The 16,731-nt window shown below is 62.7% G+C and carries 11 protein-coding genes and 1 tRNA gene; 9 read left to right on the plus strand and 3 right to left on the minus strand.

Features of this window, described 5'->3' with window-relative positions; all coding sequences use genetic code 11:
* Position 1 precedes the first annotated feature (1 nt).
* Positions 2 to 883: a LysR family transcriptional regulator gene (locus tag HHL09_RS10795; RefSeq protein WP_169454651.1), complete on the plus strand. Its 882-nt coding sequence runs from the start codon at positions 2 to 4 to the stop codon at positions 881 to 883.
* Between the two features lie 142 nt (positions 884 to 1,025).
* A complete protein-coding gene (locus HHL09_RS10800) occupies positions 1,026 to 2,543 on the plus strand; it encodes an aldehyde dehydrogenase family protein (RefSeq protein ID WP_169454652.1) in 1,518 nt (505 codons plus the stop codon).
* A 51-nt stretch (positions 2,544 to 2,594) separates the two neighbouring features.
* Here the strand turns inward: HHL09_RS10800 and HHL09_RS10805 are convergent, their stop codons facing one another.
* Both HHL09_RS10805 and HHL09_RS10810 read right to left on the minus strand, forming a co-directional pair.
* Positions 2,595 to 3,710, minus strand: coding sequence for a DEAD/DEAH box helicase (locus tag HHL09_RS10805; protein ID WP_169454653.1), 1,116 nt, complete (start codon positions 3,708 to 3,710; stop codon positions 2,595 to 2,597).
* Positions 3,711 to 3,852: 142 nt separating this feature from the next.
* A tRNA-Glu gene (locus tag HHL09_RS10810) sits at positions 3,853 to 3,927 on the minus strand.
* A 200-nt stretch (positions 3,928 to 4,127) separates the two neighbouring features.
* Between HHL09_RS10810 and tkt the strand changes: the two genes are divergently transcribed.
* The 3 genes from tkt (at position 4,128) to HHL09_RS10825 (ending at position 11,834) form a co-directional block, all read left to right on the plus strand.
* Complete coding sequence (tkt, locus tag HHL09_RS10815; protein ID WP_169454654.1) at positions 4,128 to 6,101, plus strand: transketolase; 1,974 nt, start codon at positions 4,128 to 4,130, stop codon at positions 6,099 to 6,101.
* Between the two features lie 287 nt (positions 6,102 to 6,388).
* Entirely contained in the window at positions 6,389 to 10,594 is a 4,206-nt protein-coding gene (locus HHL09_RS10820; RefSeq protein WP_169454655.1) for a beta strand repeat-containing protein, read from the plus strand.
* 154 nt (positions 10,595 to 10,748) lie between these two features.
* Complete coding sequence (locus HHL09_RS10825) at positions 10,749 to 11,834, plus strand: hypothetical protein (protein WP_169454656.1); 1,086 nt, start codon at positions 10,749 to 10,751, stop codon at positions 11,832 to 11,834.
* On the opposite strand, the gene HHL09_RS10830 is transcribed toward HHL09_RS10825, so the two are convergent.
* Positions 11,740 to 12,330 (minus strand): DUF2062 domain-containing protein, encoded by a 591-nt coding sequence (locus HHL09_RS10830; RefSeq protein ID WP_169454657.1) that lies wholly within the window; start codon positions 12,328 to 12,330, stop codon positions 11,740 to 11,742. The genes HHL09_RS10825 and HHL09_RS10830 overlap by 95 nt on opposite strands.
* 106 nt (positions 12,331 to 12,436) lie before the next feature.
* On the opposite strand from HHL09_RS10830, the gene HHL09_RS10835 reads away from it, so the two are divergent.
* From HHL09_RS10835 to HHL09_RS10850, 4 genes are all read left to right on the plus strand, one after another.
* Positions 12,437 to 14,338 carry a glycoside hydrolase family 16 protein gene (locus HHL09_RS10835; RefSeq protein WP_169454658.1) on the plus strand — a complete coding sequence of 634 codons (1,902 nt, stop codon included), beginning with the start codon at positions 12,437 to 12,439 and terminating at the stop codon, positions 14,336 to 14,338.
* Between the two features lie 50 nt (positions 14,339 to 14,388).
* Complete coding sequence (locus HHL09_RS10840) at positions 14,389 to 15,030, plus strand: HD domain-containing protein (protein WP_169454659.1); 642 nt, start codon at positions 14,389 to 14,391, stop codon at positions 15,028 to 15,030.
* 66 nt (positions 15,031 to 15,096) lie between these two features.
* Complete coding sequence (locus HHL09_RS10845) at positions 15,097 to 15,699, plus strand: flavin reductase family protein (protein ID WP_169454660.1); 603 nt, start codon at positions 15,097 to 15,099, stop codon at positions 15,697 to 15,699.
* Positions 15,696 to 16,727: a tRNA dihydrouridine synthase gene (locus HHL09_RS10850; protein WP_169454661.1), complete on the plus strand. Its 1,032-nt coding sequence runs from the start codon at positions 15,696 to 15,698 to the stop codon at positions 16,725 to 16,727. Before HHL09_RS10845 ends, HHL09_RS10850 begins: the two co-directional genes overlap by 4 nt.
* Positions 16,728 to 16,731 lie beyond the last annotated feature (4 nt).

Consider the following 16,731-nt stretch of genomic DNA (forward strand, 5'->3'; position numbering starts at 1 on the left):
AATGATCGATGACCTCCGCAGCCTGCGGGCCTTCGTGACGACGGCCGAGGAGCTGAACTTCCGTCGCGCAGCGGAACGTCTCCATATGTCCCAGCCGCCGCTGAGCCGGATGATCGCGGCGCTGGAGGATACACTGGAGACGCGGCTTTTCGAGCGAAGCACGCGTCAGGTGAGCCTGACCCAGGCGGGCGAGCTGTTGTATCGGGAGGCGACCGGCCTGCTGGAGCGGGCGGATGAACTGGCGCGGATGCTGAAGCGGGAGACCGGAGTGAGACGGCGCTTCAAGATCGGCTGCACGGCCGCGGCCTACTGCACGTCCTTTCCCCAGATCGTGGCGCGGTTGCGGGAGCTTCATCCGGAGGTGGAGATCGAGCTGCACGAGATGAACTCCGATGCCCAGCTCGATGGGATCGCCTCCGCGAAACTGGATGCCGGGATCGTGGTGATGCCGGTGCGGCGCCCGGGAATCGCAGTGCTGCCTTTTTCCCGGATGCGGATGAGAATGGCGGTGCCGGCGGCGCATCCCCTGGCAGGGAGCGCGGAGCCGGTGGCGTTGGGAGAGTTTTCAAGGGATGTTTTCATCGTGCATGCGCGCGAGGAGAATCCGGCGATGTATCATGAGATCATGCACCACTGCGCGAAGGCGGGCTTCCGCCCTCGTGTCCTGATCAAGAAGAAGGGGCAGAACTGCATGGCAATGATCGCGTCTGGTGCCGGGGTGCATTTCTCCGCGGCGCACGGGCAGTGCCTGCGGGTAGACGGCGTGTCCTTTGTGGAGCTGGAAGGTGAAGCTCCGGTGCTGGAGATGGGATTCGCGTGCCGGGATGGCGATGGGACCGCGTTGATGGAAAGCTTGAGGGGTTTGTTGGGGATGCAGGGGTGAGTCCACTCTCCGTATGGGCGTTCAGGCCCGGAAAGAATCCGGTGGAGTTTGCGGGCATCCGGCGTACCGCAATGGTTGATGGGGATGTCTCCCGATTCCACATGAAGACGATGATGATGATGAACACCAACGACGCAAAACCATGTCACTCAAAACCAAGGAGGCTCCAGCCAGCCGGGTCTCGAAGAAAACACGCGAGTTCATCGCGAAGCCCAAGAAGCTGCTGATCGGAGGGGACTGGCTGAAGTCCGCCAACGGAAAGACCTTCGACAGTTTCGATCCATCCTCCGGCGAGGTGCTGGCCCGTGTGGCCGAGGGAGAGGCCGAGGATATCAATCTCGCCGTGGCTGCAGCGCGCCGGGCCTTCGACCGCGGACCATGGCGGAAGATGACAACCTCCGAGCGAGGACGGATCATCTGGAAGATCGGCGACCTGATCCTGGAGCATCTGGATGAGCTGGCAGAGCTCGAGTCGCTCGACAACGGCAAGCCGCTGGCGGTGGCAAAGGCAGCGGACGTGCCGCTGGCTGCCGATCTCTTCCACTACATGGCCGGCTGGGCGACGAAGGTGGAAGGCAACACGATCCCGATCAGCGTGCCCTATGCGGCGGGCGCAAAGTTCCATGCTTACACGCTGCGCGAGCCGATCGGCGTGGTGGGGCAGGTGATCCCTTGGAATTTCCCGCTGCTGATGGCGGCGTGGAAGCTGGGCCCGGCCTTGGCGACGGGGAATACGATCGTGCTGAAGCCGGCGGAGCAAACTCCGCTCTCCGCACTCCGTCTGGCGGAACTAGCTTTGGAAGCAGGCCTGCCGGAAGGTGTGCTGAACGTGGTGACCGGCTATGGTGAGACCGCAGGGGCAGCGCTGGCGGCTCACGATGGCGTGGACAAGATCGCCTTCACCGGCTCGACCGAGGTCGGCAAGATCATCGTAAAAGCCGCGGCAGGGAACCTGAAGAAGGTAACCCTGGAGCTGGGCGGTAAATCTCCCACGATCGTGTTCAAGGATGTCTCCGACGTGGATGCGGCGATCCAAGGTGCGGCGAATGCGATCTTCTTCAACCACGGGCAATGCTGCTGCGCGGGCTCGCGGCTCTATATTCAGAAGGACATCTACGAACGCGTGCTCGAAGGCGTCGCGGACCGGGCAAAGAAGATCAAGCTGGGCCCGGGGGTCGATCCGGATACGGAGATGGGGCCGCTGGTTTCCGAGGAACAACTGGAACGCGTGACCGGCTATCTGGAATCCGGCAAGAAAGAGGGCGCGAAGGCCGTCACGGGGGGCAAGCGCGTGGGCGACCGCGGTTACTTCGTGGCACCAACCGTCTTCACCGAGGCGAGTCCGAAGATGAAGATCGTGCGGGAGGAAATCTTCGGACCGGTCGTTGTCGCGGAGCCCTTCGATGACATCGAGAAGGTGGTGCAGCAGGCGAATGACTCGACCTACGGGCTGGCCGCGAGCGTGTGGACCCGGGATATCAGCAAGGCGCACCGGACGGCAGCACTACTACGTGCGGGGACGGTATGGGTGAACTGCCACAACATCTTCGACGCCTCGATGCCCTTTGGCGGCTACAAGCAATCGGGCTGGGGCCGCGAGATGGGCCATGAAGCGCTGGAGCTCTACACGGAGACGAAGGCGGTCTGCGTGGCGCTGTGAACCTGTCAGAAAATGCGGCGCCTCCAAGGTGGAGGCGCTGCGTGCCCCAAACTAGCGCATTTCGCTGAAATCGACGCCGAGCTCGTTTTCGATGCGTGCGATCTTCGGACGCTCGCGCGGCTCGATGAGGGTGATCGAGATCCCCTTCTTCCCGGCGCGGGCAGTGCGCCCGCTACGATGAGTATAGTACTCCAGCTGATCCGGCGGCTGGTGGTGGATCACGAAAGCGAGTGCGTCGACGTCGATGCCGCGGGCGGCGACATCCGTGGCGATGAGCACGCGGAAGCGGCCCTTCTTGAAGGAGCGCATCACCTTGTCGCGCTCGGGCTGGGTGAGATCACCCTGAAGAACATCGACAGGGAGGCCTTCCTTCTGCAGGAGCTTGCCGAGGGTAATGGCACCGGCCTTGGTGCGGCAGAAGATGAGGCCGCGATCCTCGCCACGGCGTTTCAGGAAGCCGGCGATGAACTCCGCTTTCTCATCACGCGGGCAAACGGCGAAGCGGTGATCGATGTCTCGATTCACCACGTGCCTGCGGTCGACCGCGATCGAGTGCGGGTGGGCGGACATGCAGTCCTTGACGAGCTGCTGGATGGACTGCGGGAAGGTGGCGGAGAACAGCCAGGTGCTGAGCCGCTGGCGGGTGAAGCCGAGGATCAGCGAGAGCTCCTTCTTGAAGCCCATGCTGAGCATTTCGTCCGCTTCATCGAGGACGAGGTGCTTCACGGCATCGAGCGAGAGCGCCTTTTGGTTCACCAGTTCGACAAGGCGGCCCGGCGTGGCGACGACGATATGCGTCGGGCGCTGGAGCGCTGCGATCTGGCGGTCGATCTTGTCGCCACCGCTGACCACTTCGACGAAGGTTTTCGCGGAGCAGTGCTTGGTGAAGCGGAAGAGTTGCTTGCCGATTTGCTTCGCAAGCTCGCGGGTGGGAGCGATGACGAGCCCCTGGATCTCCTTGCGCTTCGGATCGATCTTCGTGAGCAGTGGCAGGCCGAAGGCGGCGGTTTTTCCAGTGCCGGTCTGGGCCTGCGCGACGAGATCACCTCCGTTTTCCATAAGGAAAGGGATGGTCTTCGCCTGAACTTCGGTAGGCGTGAGGATGCCGAGCTCCTCAAGACCTTGGATGAGATCGGCGGGGATGCCGAGTTCTTGGAAATTGCTCACGTGATGGATGTAAGGGCTTTTGGAGAAAAAGGTCGAATGCCGAAGCACAGCTGCCGGCGGGGCGGCAAAAGAGCGCGGGGCGAAGGTCGCCCGCCGGAAACAAAAAAGCCGTTCCTTTCGGAACGGCTTTCTTTTGAAAGGATGGCAACCCGTAGGGGAATCGAACCCCTATTGCCAGAATGAAAATCTGGAGTCCTAACCGTTAGACGAACGGGTCTTGCTATCGTTGCCGCGTGCGGCGGGCGGAAAACTAACGACACTCGCTCCCTTGGCAAGGAAAAAGCGGAAAGAAAAATGCGAGCGGCGAATCCGGACTATGAACGAAGCGTAACGATGCTGCCCCGCTTGCGGCTTGCCAGCGGTTTGAGGGCCCCTACCCTGCGGCCCCTGTCCGACAATTTGCGACCCTATTGCTCAATGAATACCGCCATCCTCTCACAAGCCGCGACCCAAGCACGCGGCCTCGCCATGGACGCCGTCCACGCCTGCAATTCCGGCCACCTGGGCCTGCCGCTGGGTTGCGCGGAAATCGGCGCCGTCCTTTTTGGCGGTGGTGGACTCCGCTACTTCCCGGATGCTCCGAAGTGGCTGAACCGCGACCGCTTCATCCTTTCCGCCGGCCACGGCTCGATGTTCCTCTACAGCTGGCTGCATCTTTCCGGTTATGCGCTGCCGCTGGATGAACTGAAGCGCTTCCGCCAACTCGGCTCGCACACCCCGGGTCACCCGGAGTCCTTTGAAACAGTGGGCGTGGAAGCCACGACCGGCCCGCTGGGCCAAGGCGTGGGCAATGCGGTGGGCTATGCCCTTTCCGCAAAACGCGCCGCCGCGAAATTCAACACCGCGGAGCACGTGATTTTCGACCAGCACGTTTTCGCCCTGCTGGGTGACGGCTGCCTTCAGGAAGGCGTGGCCAAGGAGGCGATTGCCTTCGCCGGTCATGTGGGCCTGGACAACCTGGTGCTGATCTATGACTCCAACGATGTCACGCTGGACGCGATGGCGGAGAAGACCCAGGGCGAAGATGCCGAGGGCTACTTCAAGTCGCAGCAGTGGGATGCCGTGACCATCGATGGCCACGACTTCGCCGCGATCACCGCTGCGATCAGCAAGGCCAAGGCCGACAAGAACGGCCGCCCGAAGGTGATCATCGCAAAGACGGTGATCGGCAAGGGCATCCCGCAGGTGGCCGGCACCGCCGCCGCCCACGGTGAAGGTGGCGCGAAGTTCATCGATGAAGCCCGCGCGGGCCTGGGCCTTCCGGCCGACGAGCACTTCTACGTTTCCGCCGACGTGTATGCGCACTTCGCCGGAGTGAAGGAAGAGTCGAAGAAGACCTACGATGCATGGCAGGCCACCTACAATGCCTGGGCTGCTGCCAATCCGGAGCTGGCTGCCGAGCTGACCGCCGGCGTGCCGAGCGATCTCTCCGCGAAGATCCCGGCCTTCGCCGCGGACTACAAGGATGCGACCCGCGGTGCCGGTGGCGTGGTGATCCAGGCGGTGGCCAAGGCTGTGCCGCAGTTCATCACCGGATCCGCCGACCTCTACGGCTCCACGAAGAACTACATCAAGGACGGCGGCGATTTCTCGGCGAAGAATCCGGGCGGTCGCAACATCTGGTTCGGCATCCGCGAGCACGCGATGGGTGCCATCTGCAACGGCATCGCCTATGACGGCCTGTTCCGCGCGAGCGGTGCGACCTTCCTGGTCTTCGCCGACTACGTCCGCCCCTCGATCCGCCTCGCCGCGCTTTCCAAGCTGCCGGTCACCTACATCTTCACACACGACTCCGTGGGTGTCGGCGAAGACGGTCCGACCCACCAGCCGGTGGAAACCGTCAGCGGCCTGCGCGTGATCCCGAATCTCGATGTGATCCGCCCGGCCGATGCCGAGGAAACCGCCGGTGCCTTCGTGGCTTCCCTGCTGCGCACCGATGGCCCGACGCTGCTGAGCCTGACCCGTCAGGCGGTGCCGCTGATGAACGAACTCTCCGCAGACGAGCGCCGCGAAGGCGTGCTGAAGGGCGCCTACATCGCGAAAAAGGAAAAGGGCGAGCTGAAGCTGATCCTCATGGGCAGCGGCTCCGAACTGCAGCACGCGATCGCCGCGGCCGATGAACTCGGCGAAGGTGTGCGCGTGGTGTCCGTGCCCTGCTTCGAGCGCTTCGACCGCCAGGCTGCCGATTACCAGGAGAGCGTGTTGCCAGCCGCCTGCACGAAGCGCATCGCCATCGAGGCGGGTGTTTCCGGCTTGTGGTGGAAGTACGTCGGCCTCGGCGGCAAGGTGCTCGGCATCGACCGCTTCGGCCTGAGCGCTCCGGGCAACACGGTGATGAAGGAACTTGGCATGACCAAGGACCACGTTGTCGCTGCGGCCAAGGCACTCTAATCAGATCCGGCTATTTCAAGGCGCGCTCTCCGCAAGGGGAGCGCGCTTTTTTTGTTGGGGCATCCGGCCGATCCGGAGGCCGCGCCGACCCCTCTCCAGGCCAGCGTTGGGGCGTGCCGGTCGACTCGCCGCGGATCCCCAAAAGGCATCTTACCAGCGTTCAAATGAACGCTTTCAACTCCACCGGCAAGTGTGGGCGAGGCGGCGAATTCCTAGACGGGAAAGGAACTTGTAATTTCTGTCAGACAGATTTTCATGCGGGCCTCTAACCCAAACCCTGCCCACTCATGAAACAAAAACCCATTAAGGGTACGTTTACATCCCGACTTGCCCTCCTCACCCTCGGCGCTCTTTCCGGCGCGAGCTACGCCCAAGCCACCCGGACTTGGGACGGTGGAGGAACCCCCACCAACAACATGGACATCGCCGCCAACTGGAGTGGCGATGTGGTGCCCACCGGCGCCGCCCCCGGTGACACCGCGCAATGGGATGGCAGCGTCCCCGGCGATCTTTCCCTGAACTACACGGCCGCCGGCACCGGAGCCGGGTTGGCTGCAGGGAACGGGATCTTCCTCAACATCCTGGGCACCCAGACGAGCCCTCTTACCATCAACGAAACCAGCGGCACCGCTGGCTTGCGCATCCAGAACCTCACCGTCGCTAGCGGGGCGGGTGCCCTGACTTTCGGCGGCACGGCAGGAACGGACTTCCTGACGCTGGGCTCCGGTGCCCTGCTCAACCATACTTGGGCGAACAACTCGTCAAACGCGGTCACATTCCTTTCCGATGTCGGCTTCGGTGCCGGTGGTGGAGCGACGCACGCCTTGACCCTGACCGGCTCCGGAAACTGGAACGTGAATACCAGCTTGGTCCGGACCGGCACGGGCACCATCAATGTGATCAAGGACGGTACCGGCGCGCTGAACGTCGGCGGGGTGAATGCGCTCGGCAACGCGGCATTCACGATCAATGCGGGCACGCTCGACAATACCAGTGGCGCGGCCCTGACGCTGACCAACACGACGCAGAGCTGGAACGGTGATTTCAACTTCAGCACGTCTGAAAGCACCAACGCGAACGACCTGGGCTTGGGCGGAGGGGCCGTCACCCTCGGCACAGCCACCGGCAGCAGCCGGACCATCACCACCAATGGAGCAGCTGTTCTGACAACCACGGGTGTGATCGCCGACGGCACCACCGCGAACAGCATCATCAAATCCGGAAGCGGCGGCCTGCGGTTCGATGGCACCAACACCTACACCGGCGGCACCACCCTGAACGCGGGCGCGCTGCATATCGGGAACAACGCGGCTCTTGGAAGCGGCCCGCTGACCGTCAATGGCGGCGTGATCGTGCCTCGCCTCGCCGCGCGCACGCTGGCCAATGCTGCGACCTTCGCGGGTGACTTCACCATCGGCATCACCGGTTTCAACAACCAGATGAACTTCTCCGGGCCCGTGAGCCTGGGCGGCGGCACGCGGGTCATCGACGTGGCCAGCACCACCATCGATCCCGACGCGATCATCTCCGGTGTCATTTCGAACGGCGGCCTCACCAAAACCGGTGCTGGCACCATGGTGCTTACCGGCACGAACGCTTACGACGGTGCCACGCTCATCAATGGCGGCATCCTCAAGCTTGAAGGCCAGGGCGCAATCAACACCAGCACCGGCATCACGATTGACGGACCCGACGCGAGGTTCTCGCACATGGGCAGCGTCGCCTTGACCCCCACGATCAACCTGATCCAAGGCGCCTTCGAAGGCTCCGGCACGGTGGGCACGGTCAACGTGGCGGATTCCCCTTCGGCCACCGTAGGCAATGGTGCCGCGCCGCTCACCATCGGCACGCTCAACTTCGCCGGAGCCGCCACGCTGAGCCTGCCTAGCTCCAATGCGGGTCCCGGCCTTACGGTTGGAACCCTTTCCACCTCGGGTGCCGATAACGGCATCCTGATCGATATCACCCGGACCGGCCCTTGGGCCAACGGGTTGAACAACCTGATCAGCTTCACCTCGCTTCCTGCCGCGGACATCAACGACTTCGACTACGCGGTGGTCAACGGTCCTGCCCTCGGCGCCCGCCAGTCCTTCGGGGATCTGGTGATCAATGGAAACAACGTCGCTCTCGAAGTCATCGGCACCTCGGTGTATTGGACGGGCCTCCAGAACAACCAATGGACGTTCAACACGATCCCTGGCGCGAAGAACTGGAAGCAGACTTCGAACAACGCGGCGACGGACTTCATCGACGGTGACGATGTCGTGTTCAACGACACCCCGGGAAGCAACCAGACCGTGCAGATCGATGACGGCGATGTGCTCCCAACGACGACGGTCTTCAACAACTCCGTGGTCAACTACACCTTCGAGAGCATCGGGAGCTTCGGTATCGCCAGCGGCACCGTCACGAAGGGCGGTTCGGGCAGCGTAACGTTCAATACCACCAATTTCTACGGTGGCGGGACGACGCTCAATGCAGGCACGCTCAATCTGAACACCTCCACTGCCTTGGGCTCCGGCCCGGTGGTCATCAACGGCGGAACACTGGATAACACCAGCGGCGCGCCCGTTGCATTCACCAGCACCGGTACCCACACTTGGAACAGCGACTTCAGCTTCACCGGCAGCAACGACCTCGACATGGGGACGGGAACCGTCACGACCGCCGGGACCGGGGACCGGACCGTCACGGTCGCGGCCAAGGTCCTCGCCGTGGGCGAGCTGAAGACCGCCACCAACCAAGGATTCACCAAGCAGGGCGCGGGCACGCTGGCTCTCACCAGCACCGGCGCGGGTGGCGGTTCCAGCGTGGTGAACGGCCCTCTCAACGTGGCCGCGGGCACGCTCCAGATCAACCGCACGGGAGCGCCCGATGCCAACACCACGGGCGACCTCACGGTGGCCAGCCTGGCGGGCACGGGAACCATCACGAATGGCGGTAACTTCGAACGCTGGCTCTTCGTCAACGTGGTCGGCTCGAACACCTTCGACGGCACGCTGTCCAACGGCGGATCGGGAGCACTTGGCATCAACAAGCCGGGCACCGGCACACTGACCCTCACCGGTAATAACAGCTTCAGCGGTGCAACTACCTTGGGCGGCGGCTCGTTGGTCATCACCGGCACCAACACCGCCGGCGGCCCGGTCAATATCAACGGCGGCGCAGGCAACCCCACGATCCTGAACCTGCAAAACAGCAACGCGCTCGGCACGAGCGTGGTGACCGCCGTCAATCGCCACTCGGGGGTCCAGTTGCAGGGCGGTATCACCCTGCCTTCCTCGGTTAGCTTCGTTACCAGCAACGACGGCACCAGCGGTGCCACGGTGCCCTACGCGATCGGCAGCCTCGGCGGCAACAACGTGATCCAAGGCAACATCGCCCTGACCGTGGGCGGCGGCGGCTCGGTCATCCAATCCGACAGCGGCTCGCTGACCCTTACGGGCGACATCACCATCGCAGCCGGACAAACCTCGCGCGGCGTCGTCCTTGCGGGGGATTCCACCGGGGCGAATACCTTCAGTGGCAAACTGCTGGATCTGAGCCCAACCGCCGTCGCCAGCCTCACCAAGAACGGTGCCGGAACCTGGACCGTCAGCGGTACAAACACCTACACCGGCCTCACCGCGGTGAATGCAGGCACCCTGATCGCCACCGGGGATTCCTCCGCCGCCACCGGCGCGGTCAGCGTCGCGACCGGCGCGACCCTCGGCGGCAACGGTAGCTTCGGCGGTTCGCTGACCATCGCCACCGGCGCTCATCATGCGCTGGCGGTGGCTGCCAACCCGGGAGCCCAAGTCACCCGCTCGGTAGCATCGCTGGATCTCAACGCGGTGGGTGACATCCTCGACCTCAGCGCTGCCACCACTCCTGCACCGGGCGTCTACACCCTGGTAAGCACGACCAACGGCATCACCGGCCAAACCGGGGGCATCCTCACCGACACCGTCGTCAACCTGACCGGCCTCAGCGGCAGCGTCACCGTGGACGGGAACAACCTGGTGCTCACCGTCTCCGGTGGCGGTTCGGCCTTCGACTCCTGGATTACCAATTACCCGTCGATCCCGGCTGGCGAGCGTGGTCCAAGCGACGATCCCGACAACGACGGCTTCAGCAACCAAGTCGAATTCGCCTTGGGCGGCAACCCGGGCGACCCCACGGACAATGCCAAGATCTACTCGATCGTGGCCGATAGCGACTCCGATGGCGACACGAACAAGGAGCTGCTGCTGACCATCGCGGTCCGCAGCGGGACGGGCAGCTTCAACGGGACCACCTCGAAGAGCGCCGCTTCTGACGATCCGGCCTACGGCTACCGCGTCGAAGGCAGCCTCGACCTGAACGCCTTCAACGAAACCGTGGACGTGGTGCCGACGGCCGTGCCGCCCTCCGGCGTTACGCTGCCTTCCGGCTACACTTGGAAGACCTTCAGCCTGAACGCTTCCAACGGAACCAGCGGCAAGGGCTTCCTGCGAGTGATCGTGACCCCCTAAAGCGACGACGTTGTAAGAAGACTTCGATCTTGCAAGGCGCGCTCTCCGGAAGGGGAGCGCGCTCTTTCTTTGCCTGAAGGTGAGCCCCAGCACGGCCGGCTCCTTTGGATGGCGCGATGCCGACGCTTTTGATAGGTGTCGCGATCCGGAACTGATGACGGCCACGATCTCCCAACACATCGGAAGAATCCCCCTTGTTGCCGTGGTGAGCCTGTGGCTCGCGCTGCCGGCCGCTCCGGGATTCGGACAAGACCCCGCGCCGGCTACAAGGGAGGCCTTCCGGAAACATCCGGAGGAGATCCAGGGAGCGAAGTCACGGCCAGGCGGAAAGCCTTCCTCTATTTCCTTCGTCAACAACACGGCGGATCCGGTGCGGATCTATTGGCTGGACGATGAAGGGAAACGCGATTCAAGGCCGGGAGCGGGGGAACTGCTCCAGCCGGGAAAAATCTCGGGAATGAATGCCACGGCCGGAGCCGCTTTCGTGGTCACCGACCCGGCAGGGAACGGGCTCGAATTTCACTATGCCGAAGAGAAAAGCTATCGGGTGGAGATCGGCGGGCCGCGTGTGAATTTCGCGATTCCGGAGAGGAAATACGAAGAAGTGACCTGCGGGCAGTGGATGATATCGATCGAGCAATCGCTGCTGGAGACAGATGCCGCGGCGGCAGAAAAGGCGTCGAAGAGATTGGCCACGAATTTGGACCGGATCCTGGGGATGCTCCCCGCCCACTCCCATGGAGCCATCAAGTCGACGAGGCTCTTCATCATGCAAGGGAAGGCGGCACCGGGCGGAGGATTCGACAGCGGTCTGGAGTACATCGCCGACAAGCAGCCGGAATACGTCCGCTCGCTGGATCCGAAATGGAACCATGCGATGATCATCTATTCCGCAAGGAATTATGCCGACCTGAGCGACCTTTGGGCGATGAAAGCGCCACTGCACGAGATGGCCCACAGCTACCATGCGAGCCGGTGGCCGCAGGATCAGCCGGATATCGAGGGAGCATGGAAAAACGCGGTGCTGAAGGGCCTGTACCGGCAAGTGAAGGACTGCGAGTCCGGAGCGATGATTGATGCTGCGTATGCGATCACCAATGGCCTGGAATATTTCGCGGAACTGAGCACCTGCTACTTTTCCCGGATCAACTATCCTCCGGAGGATCGGGCGGGGCTGAAGGCCTACGATCCCGAAGGCTATGAGATGATCCGGAAGATGTGGGAGGTGAAGGATCCCTGAACCCGCCTCCTTCCCGGGCCGAGACAGCCAGACGTGCGGCGGAGGATCTTTCCAGCAGCCAGAGCGCGAGGAAATAAGAGCCCAGGGTGAAGGGGATCGCGATCACAATGGAGCCGATGAGGAGCGGCAACCCGACGGTGAAGAGCGTGGCCCAATGGAACCACATCATGGGTCCGTGATGGACCGCATGAAGATTCGGCGGAAGGTGGTGAGGATGGCTCATGAGCCAGTAGCCTAGCTGATATTCCCACCGGAGGACAAAAGGGGCGAGAGGCAGCAGGACATCGTGCAAAGTAACGGCAACGGCGGCTGCAATCATGTTTCCCCGTGCCAGCTTCGCGGTGCCGATGGCGAGCAGGGTCTTGAATCCGACCAGAGGAATGAAGCCGAAGAAGACACCGCTGGCGATGCCGAGGGCAATCGCCTTGGGCCGGTCTTCGAGCTTCGAAAGGCCCGCGACTTTCCCGTGGCCCCACCGGTAGATCTTTCCAATCATGGAACAGGTAGCCACCCGATACTCTCGATACGATCCGGCGTCCAGACTGCGGGGAAAGACGATTCCCGCCGCCATCGTAGTCGTCCGGTCGCGGCTCCACGCACCTATGAAAGCTCTCCCTCGGCTACTCCTGTTCGTCGCCCTGCTCGGCCTGCACGCCTCGACCGCCGACGAGAAAAAGGTCTACCTGGAATTCAACAACGGCCAGGATCGAGGCGGAGCGGAGTGGATCCAGGCGATTTCCGTCTCTTCCCCTGCCCCGCGCTCCGAGGTGAAGGGAGAGGTGACGGTGAAATTCCATGCCAAGGGCATGGTTGCCGCGAAGGCGCTATGCTGGCAGCAGCCTACGAAGGAGAGGCCGGATGCCTGGGGTCACGATGAAGACCTCACACCGGGCGGGATCACGCTTGATGAATCCGGCGATGGATCATTCGTCTTCCCGGCGGAGCGCTTCCCGAATGGCCCCGTCAATGTCCGCATCTTCGCTGAGAGCAAGGAGGGCAAGAAAGACATCTACGAGCTGCAGCTCTTCAATCTCGGCGGAGTGAAGTGGAACCAAGGGATTCCACAAAAGGATCCCCCGGGAGCGAAAGGACTGAAGCGGATCTTTGCCGACGATTTCGACGGACCGCTCTCGATTTCAAATGATGGCCGTGGCGCACGTTACGCGGCGCACAAGCCTCGCTACGGGGACTTCAGCGGCTGGGGCTTTTCGGATGTGCTGGGCGATGGCAAGCCGTTCGCCCAAACGGGCACCTGGCTGAAGATCGCGGCCCGCAAGGATGAGGCTTCGCCAAAGGGGCGCAGCGGCATCATATCCTCCGTGAACATGGACGGAAAGGGCGTGTGGGCGAAGGCTCCGGCTTACCTGGAGTGCCGCTTCACCGCGCAGTCGGCACCGGGAACCTGGCCGGCCTTCTGGACGATCACCCATCTCGACCAAGGTTCGAATGGCGATGAGCTCGATATCGTGGAGGCTTACGGCGGCAATGGCACGGGGCACCCGAATCATCCCGGCTATTCGATCGTGACGCATCCGTGGGGGCAGAAGGACGCGGATGGAAAAGACAAACCGCACCCGAACACGGTGGTGCGGATGATGGACTTGGGCGGAAAGTCCTATTGGTCTAGTACTTTCCACACCTACGCGGTCTCGATCGGACTGGAGGACACGGTGTATTACTTCGATGACATCGAGGTCTTCCGCCATCCGACGAACGAGATCTCGAAAAAGTATCCGCACTGCTTTCTGATCAACTACGCGATCGGAGGCATCAGTGGCTGGCCGATCGATCTCGCACGCTACGGGGAAGGCACCGACATGTATGTGGATTACGTGCGGGTTTACGCGAAGGAGGAGATCCCGGACTACGTCCTGCGGCCGCCAGGGAGCGAGCCCGAGATCAAGACGAGGGGAATCGGGTTGAATTTCTCGGTCGCGGGAAACGCAGGCACCGAGCTTGCTGCCGATGACACGGCGGGAGCTGCGGGTGTTTCGCAGACTTGGTGGAACAACCTCGCGGGAGCGAGCGGCAAAGCTACCACCCTCAAGGATTCCGCGGGCAAGGCGGCAGAGGGGGTGTCAGTCTCATGGGAGGTCCCTGGACCCGATCAGGCATCGCGCAGCAAGACAGGCCGCGAGTGGGGGTTCAGCAGTGGCAATCTCACGATGCAGCGCGGCTACATCCAGAGCGGCGGAAAACTCGAGGCGAAGGGCGTCCGTTATCCGCGCTATGACGTGCACGTCTACCTGAATGCCGACGACAATGGCGGATCCGGCAAGGTGACGCTGCAGTCCAGCGGCCGGACCGAAACACGGCACTACAAGCTTGGCTGGCACGATGGGAAATTCATCGAGTCCGTCGGCACCACGGTGGAGACGGCAGCGGGAGGAAATCACGTGGTCTTCCGCGGGCAGACGGCGAAGGATTTCACCTTGGAGTGGGAGGGAAATCTCGGCGGCGGTCTGACGGGCACCAGCGGCGTGCAGATCGTGGAGGTCCCTTGAAGACCAGGGAAATCATTCGGCAGAGGTGCCGGGTGGAGCTAGGCTGAGGCGTGATCGCGAGACCCGATACGATCCTGAGCAACTACATGCAGAAGCGCCTCATCTCGTGGTGCCAGGAGCAAGGAGCGGGGATCGGGGCGGCGGCATCACTCGCGGATGAACTTTTCGAGCGCCACGAAGAGCCCCATCGTTTTTACCATCATCTCGGCCACATCGCATCTTCCCTGGCGGAGCTTGATCTGCATGCACGCAACCACGCTTTGCTCGAAGGAGCGATCTGGTTCCACGATGTGATCTACGATCCGACCCGAAACGACAACGAGACCGCGAGCATCCGCTGGTTTCTGGAGAAGACGACGGGATGGATCGATCGTTCCGCGGGGGAAAGGATTTCCCGGCTGATCCAGGCCACCGATTTCCGGCAGGCTCCCGAAGACAGCCCGGAGGCAGCGCTGATGGTGGACATCGACCTCGCCATCCTGAGCGCCGGGGCGGAAGAGTATGAAGCTTACGCGCGGGCAATCCGCTTGGAGTATCGGCACGTGGCGGATGAAGCCTTCCGAGAAGGACGGGCAAAAGTGATGGCCCACTTTCTTTCAGGGCCGATCTACCGAACCATTGGCTTCCTGCCCCGCGAGGAGCGGGCCCGGCAGAATATCACCCACGAGCTGGCGCGTCTGGCGAACCGGTAGAAGCACGCAGGCTTCGGCACGAAACACCATTTGCCGCGGAGGGGCTTCCGCCCCATTCTCCCGCGCATGGAACTCGATCTGCTCGGCACCCACGCCGACCGTGCCTACGCGATCTTGGCGGGATTGGTAATGCCCCGGCCGATCGCATGGGTGACGACGCTCAATGAAGACGGAAGCGTGAACGCGGCGCCTTTCTCCTTCTTCAATGTCTTTGGCGACGACCCACCCTTGGTCATCTTTGCCCCTGGCGACCGCGCGGATGGCACCCCGAAGGACAGCGCGCGCAATGCGAAGCGGAGCGGCGAGTTCGTGGTGAATCTGGTGAGCGAGCAGATGAAGGAGGCCATGAACCTCACCGCCGCGACGCTCCCGAACGGGGTTAGCGAGATCCCGCACGCGGGCTTGGAAACGCTGGCCTCGAGCGTGGTGGCCCCTCCGCGGATCGCAGGCGTGCCTGCCGCTCTCGAGTGCAAGGTTCACTCGACCCAAGAGATCGGCAGCAACCGGATCATCCTCGGCATCGTGCACCGGGTCCATGTCGATGAAAGCATCCTCGACCAAGAAGCACTGCGCATCCGGCAGGAACTCTATCACCCGGTGGGACGCATGGGCTCGCCGAATTGGTACTGCCACACCGCGGATCTCTTCGAAATGGTCCGGCCAAAATGAAGGATCTTTATCCAGAAGGCCGCCCCGTTCTCTACCTGGCTCCGATGCAGGATGTAACGGACCTGCCCTTCATGCGGGTGATCCACCCCTATGGCGGAGCGGACGTGTACGTGACGGAGTATTTCCGGGTCCACAATGATTCGCGGCCAAGTCCGTGGATCCTGCGTTCCATCGATGAAAACCCGACGGGGAAACCGATCTTCGCGCAGATGATCGGGCAGGATATCCCGGTACTGGTAAAGACCGCGAAATGGCTGATGGAGCATCCGGTCGCGGGCATCGACCTGAACCTGGGCTGCCCGGCACCGGTGGTATGCAAGAAGGAGGCGGGCGGCGGCTTGCTGCGGAACCTGCCAAAGGTGGACAATATCCTCGGCGCATTGCGGGACGCGATCCCGGGGCGCTTCACCGTGAAGACACGTCTGGGCTACCACGCGCCCGAGGAGTTTCCGAAGCTGTTAGAAATTTTCCGCAAGCACGCGATCGACGTGTTGGCAATCCATGGCCGCACGGTGGAAGAACGCTACAGCACCCCGGTGCACCCGGATTTCGTGAAGATGGCGGTGGAGGCACTGCCTTGCCCGGTGATCGCGAATGGCAACGTGGTGGATGTGCCAACGGGCCTGGCTTACCTGAAAAAGTCCGGCGCAGCGGGCCTGATGATCGGGCGGGGTGCGATCCGCAATCCCTGGCTTTTCTCACAGCTGAGATCCGCCTTCGCCGGGGAAAAGGTGAAGGATCCAAGCTGCCGCGACCTGTTAGGATACGTGCAGCGGCTCTATGACGAGCTGGCGGCCTTTACGGAAAACTTCAATCCGGTCGGACATGTCCAGCGGATGAAAAAGACCATGGTCTTCGTGACCCAAGGGCATGATCCCGATTTCGAATTCCGCCTGCGCCGTGCGAAGACGCCGGCGGATTTCCATTCGGCGTGCCGGGATCACTTGGATCGTGAGGAGCCGGTGCCTGCCGCACCGCAGGAAGGCTCGCGGGTCTTCTGCGGCTTCGGCGATCTGCTGGCGGGCTAGTTCC

This window comes from Luteolibacter luteus, from assembly GCF_012913485.1.
Taxonomy (GTDB): domain Bacteria; phylum Verrucomicrobiota; class Verrucomicrobiia; order Verrucomicrobiales; family Akkermansiaceae; genus Haloferula; species Haloferula lutea.

Excerpts from the sequence above, each read along its gene's own strand:
- HHL09_RS10795 (WP_169454651.1), top strand. The coding sequence starts at position 2 with ATGATCGATGACCTCCGCAGCCTGCGGGCCTTCGTGACGACGGCCGAG.
- HHL09_RS10800 (WP_169454652.1), top strand. The coding sequence starts at position 1,026 with ATGTCACTCAAAACCAAGGAGGCTCCAGCCAGCCGGGTCTCGAAGAAA.
- tkt (WP_169454654.1), top strand. The coding sequence starts at position 4,128 with ATGAATACCGCCATCCTCTCACAAGCCGCGACCCAAGCACGCGGCCTC.
- HHL09_RS10820 (WP_169454655.1), top strand. The coding sequence starts at position 6,389 with ATGAAACAAAAACCCATTAAGGGTACGTTTACATCCCGACTTGCCCTC.
- HHL09_RS10825 (WP_169454656.1), top strand. The coding sequence starts at position 10,749 with ATGACGGCCACGATCTCCCAACACATCGGAAGAATCCCCCTTGTTGCC.
- HHL09_RS10830 (WP_169454657.1), bottom strand. The coding sequence starts at position 12,330 with ATGATTGGAAAGATCTACCGGTGGGGCCACGGGAAAGTCGCGGGCCTT.
- HHL09_RS10835 (WP_169454658.1), top strand. The coding sequence starts at position 12,437 with ATGAAAGCTCTCCCTCGGCTACTCCTGTTCGTCGCCCTGCTCGGCCTG.
- HHL09_RS10845 (WP_169454660.1), top strand. The coding sequence starts at position 15,097 with ATGGAACTCGATCTGCTCGGCACCCACGCCGACCGTGCCTACGCGATC.
- HHL09_RS10850 (WP_169454661.1), top strand. The coding sequence starts at position 15,696 with ATGAAGGATCTTTATCCAGAAGGCCGCCCCGTTCTCTACCTGGCTCCG.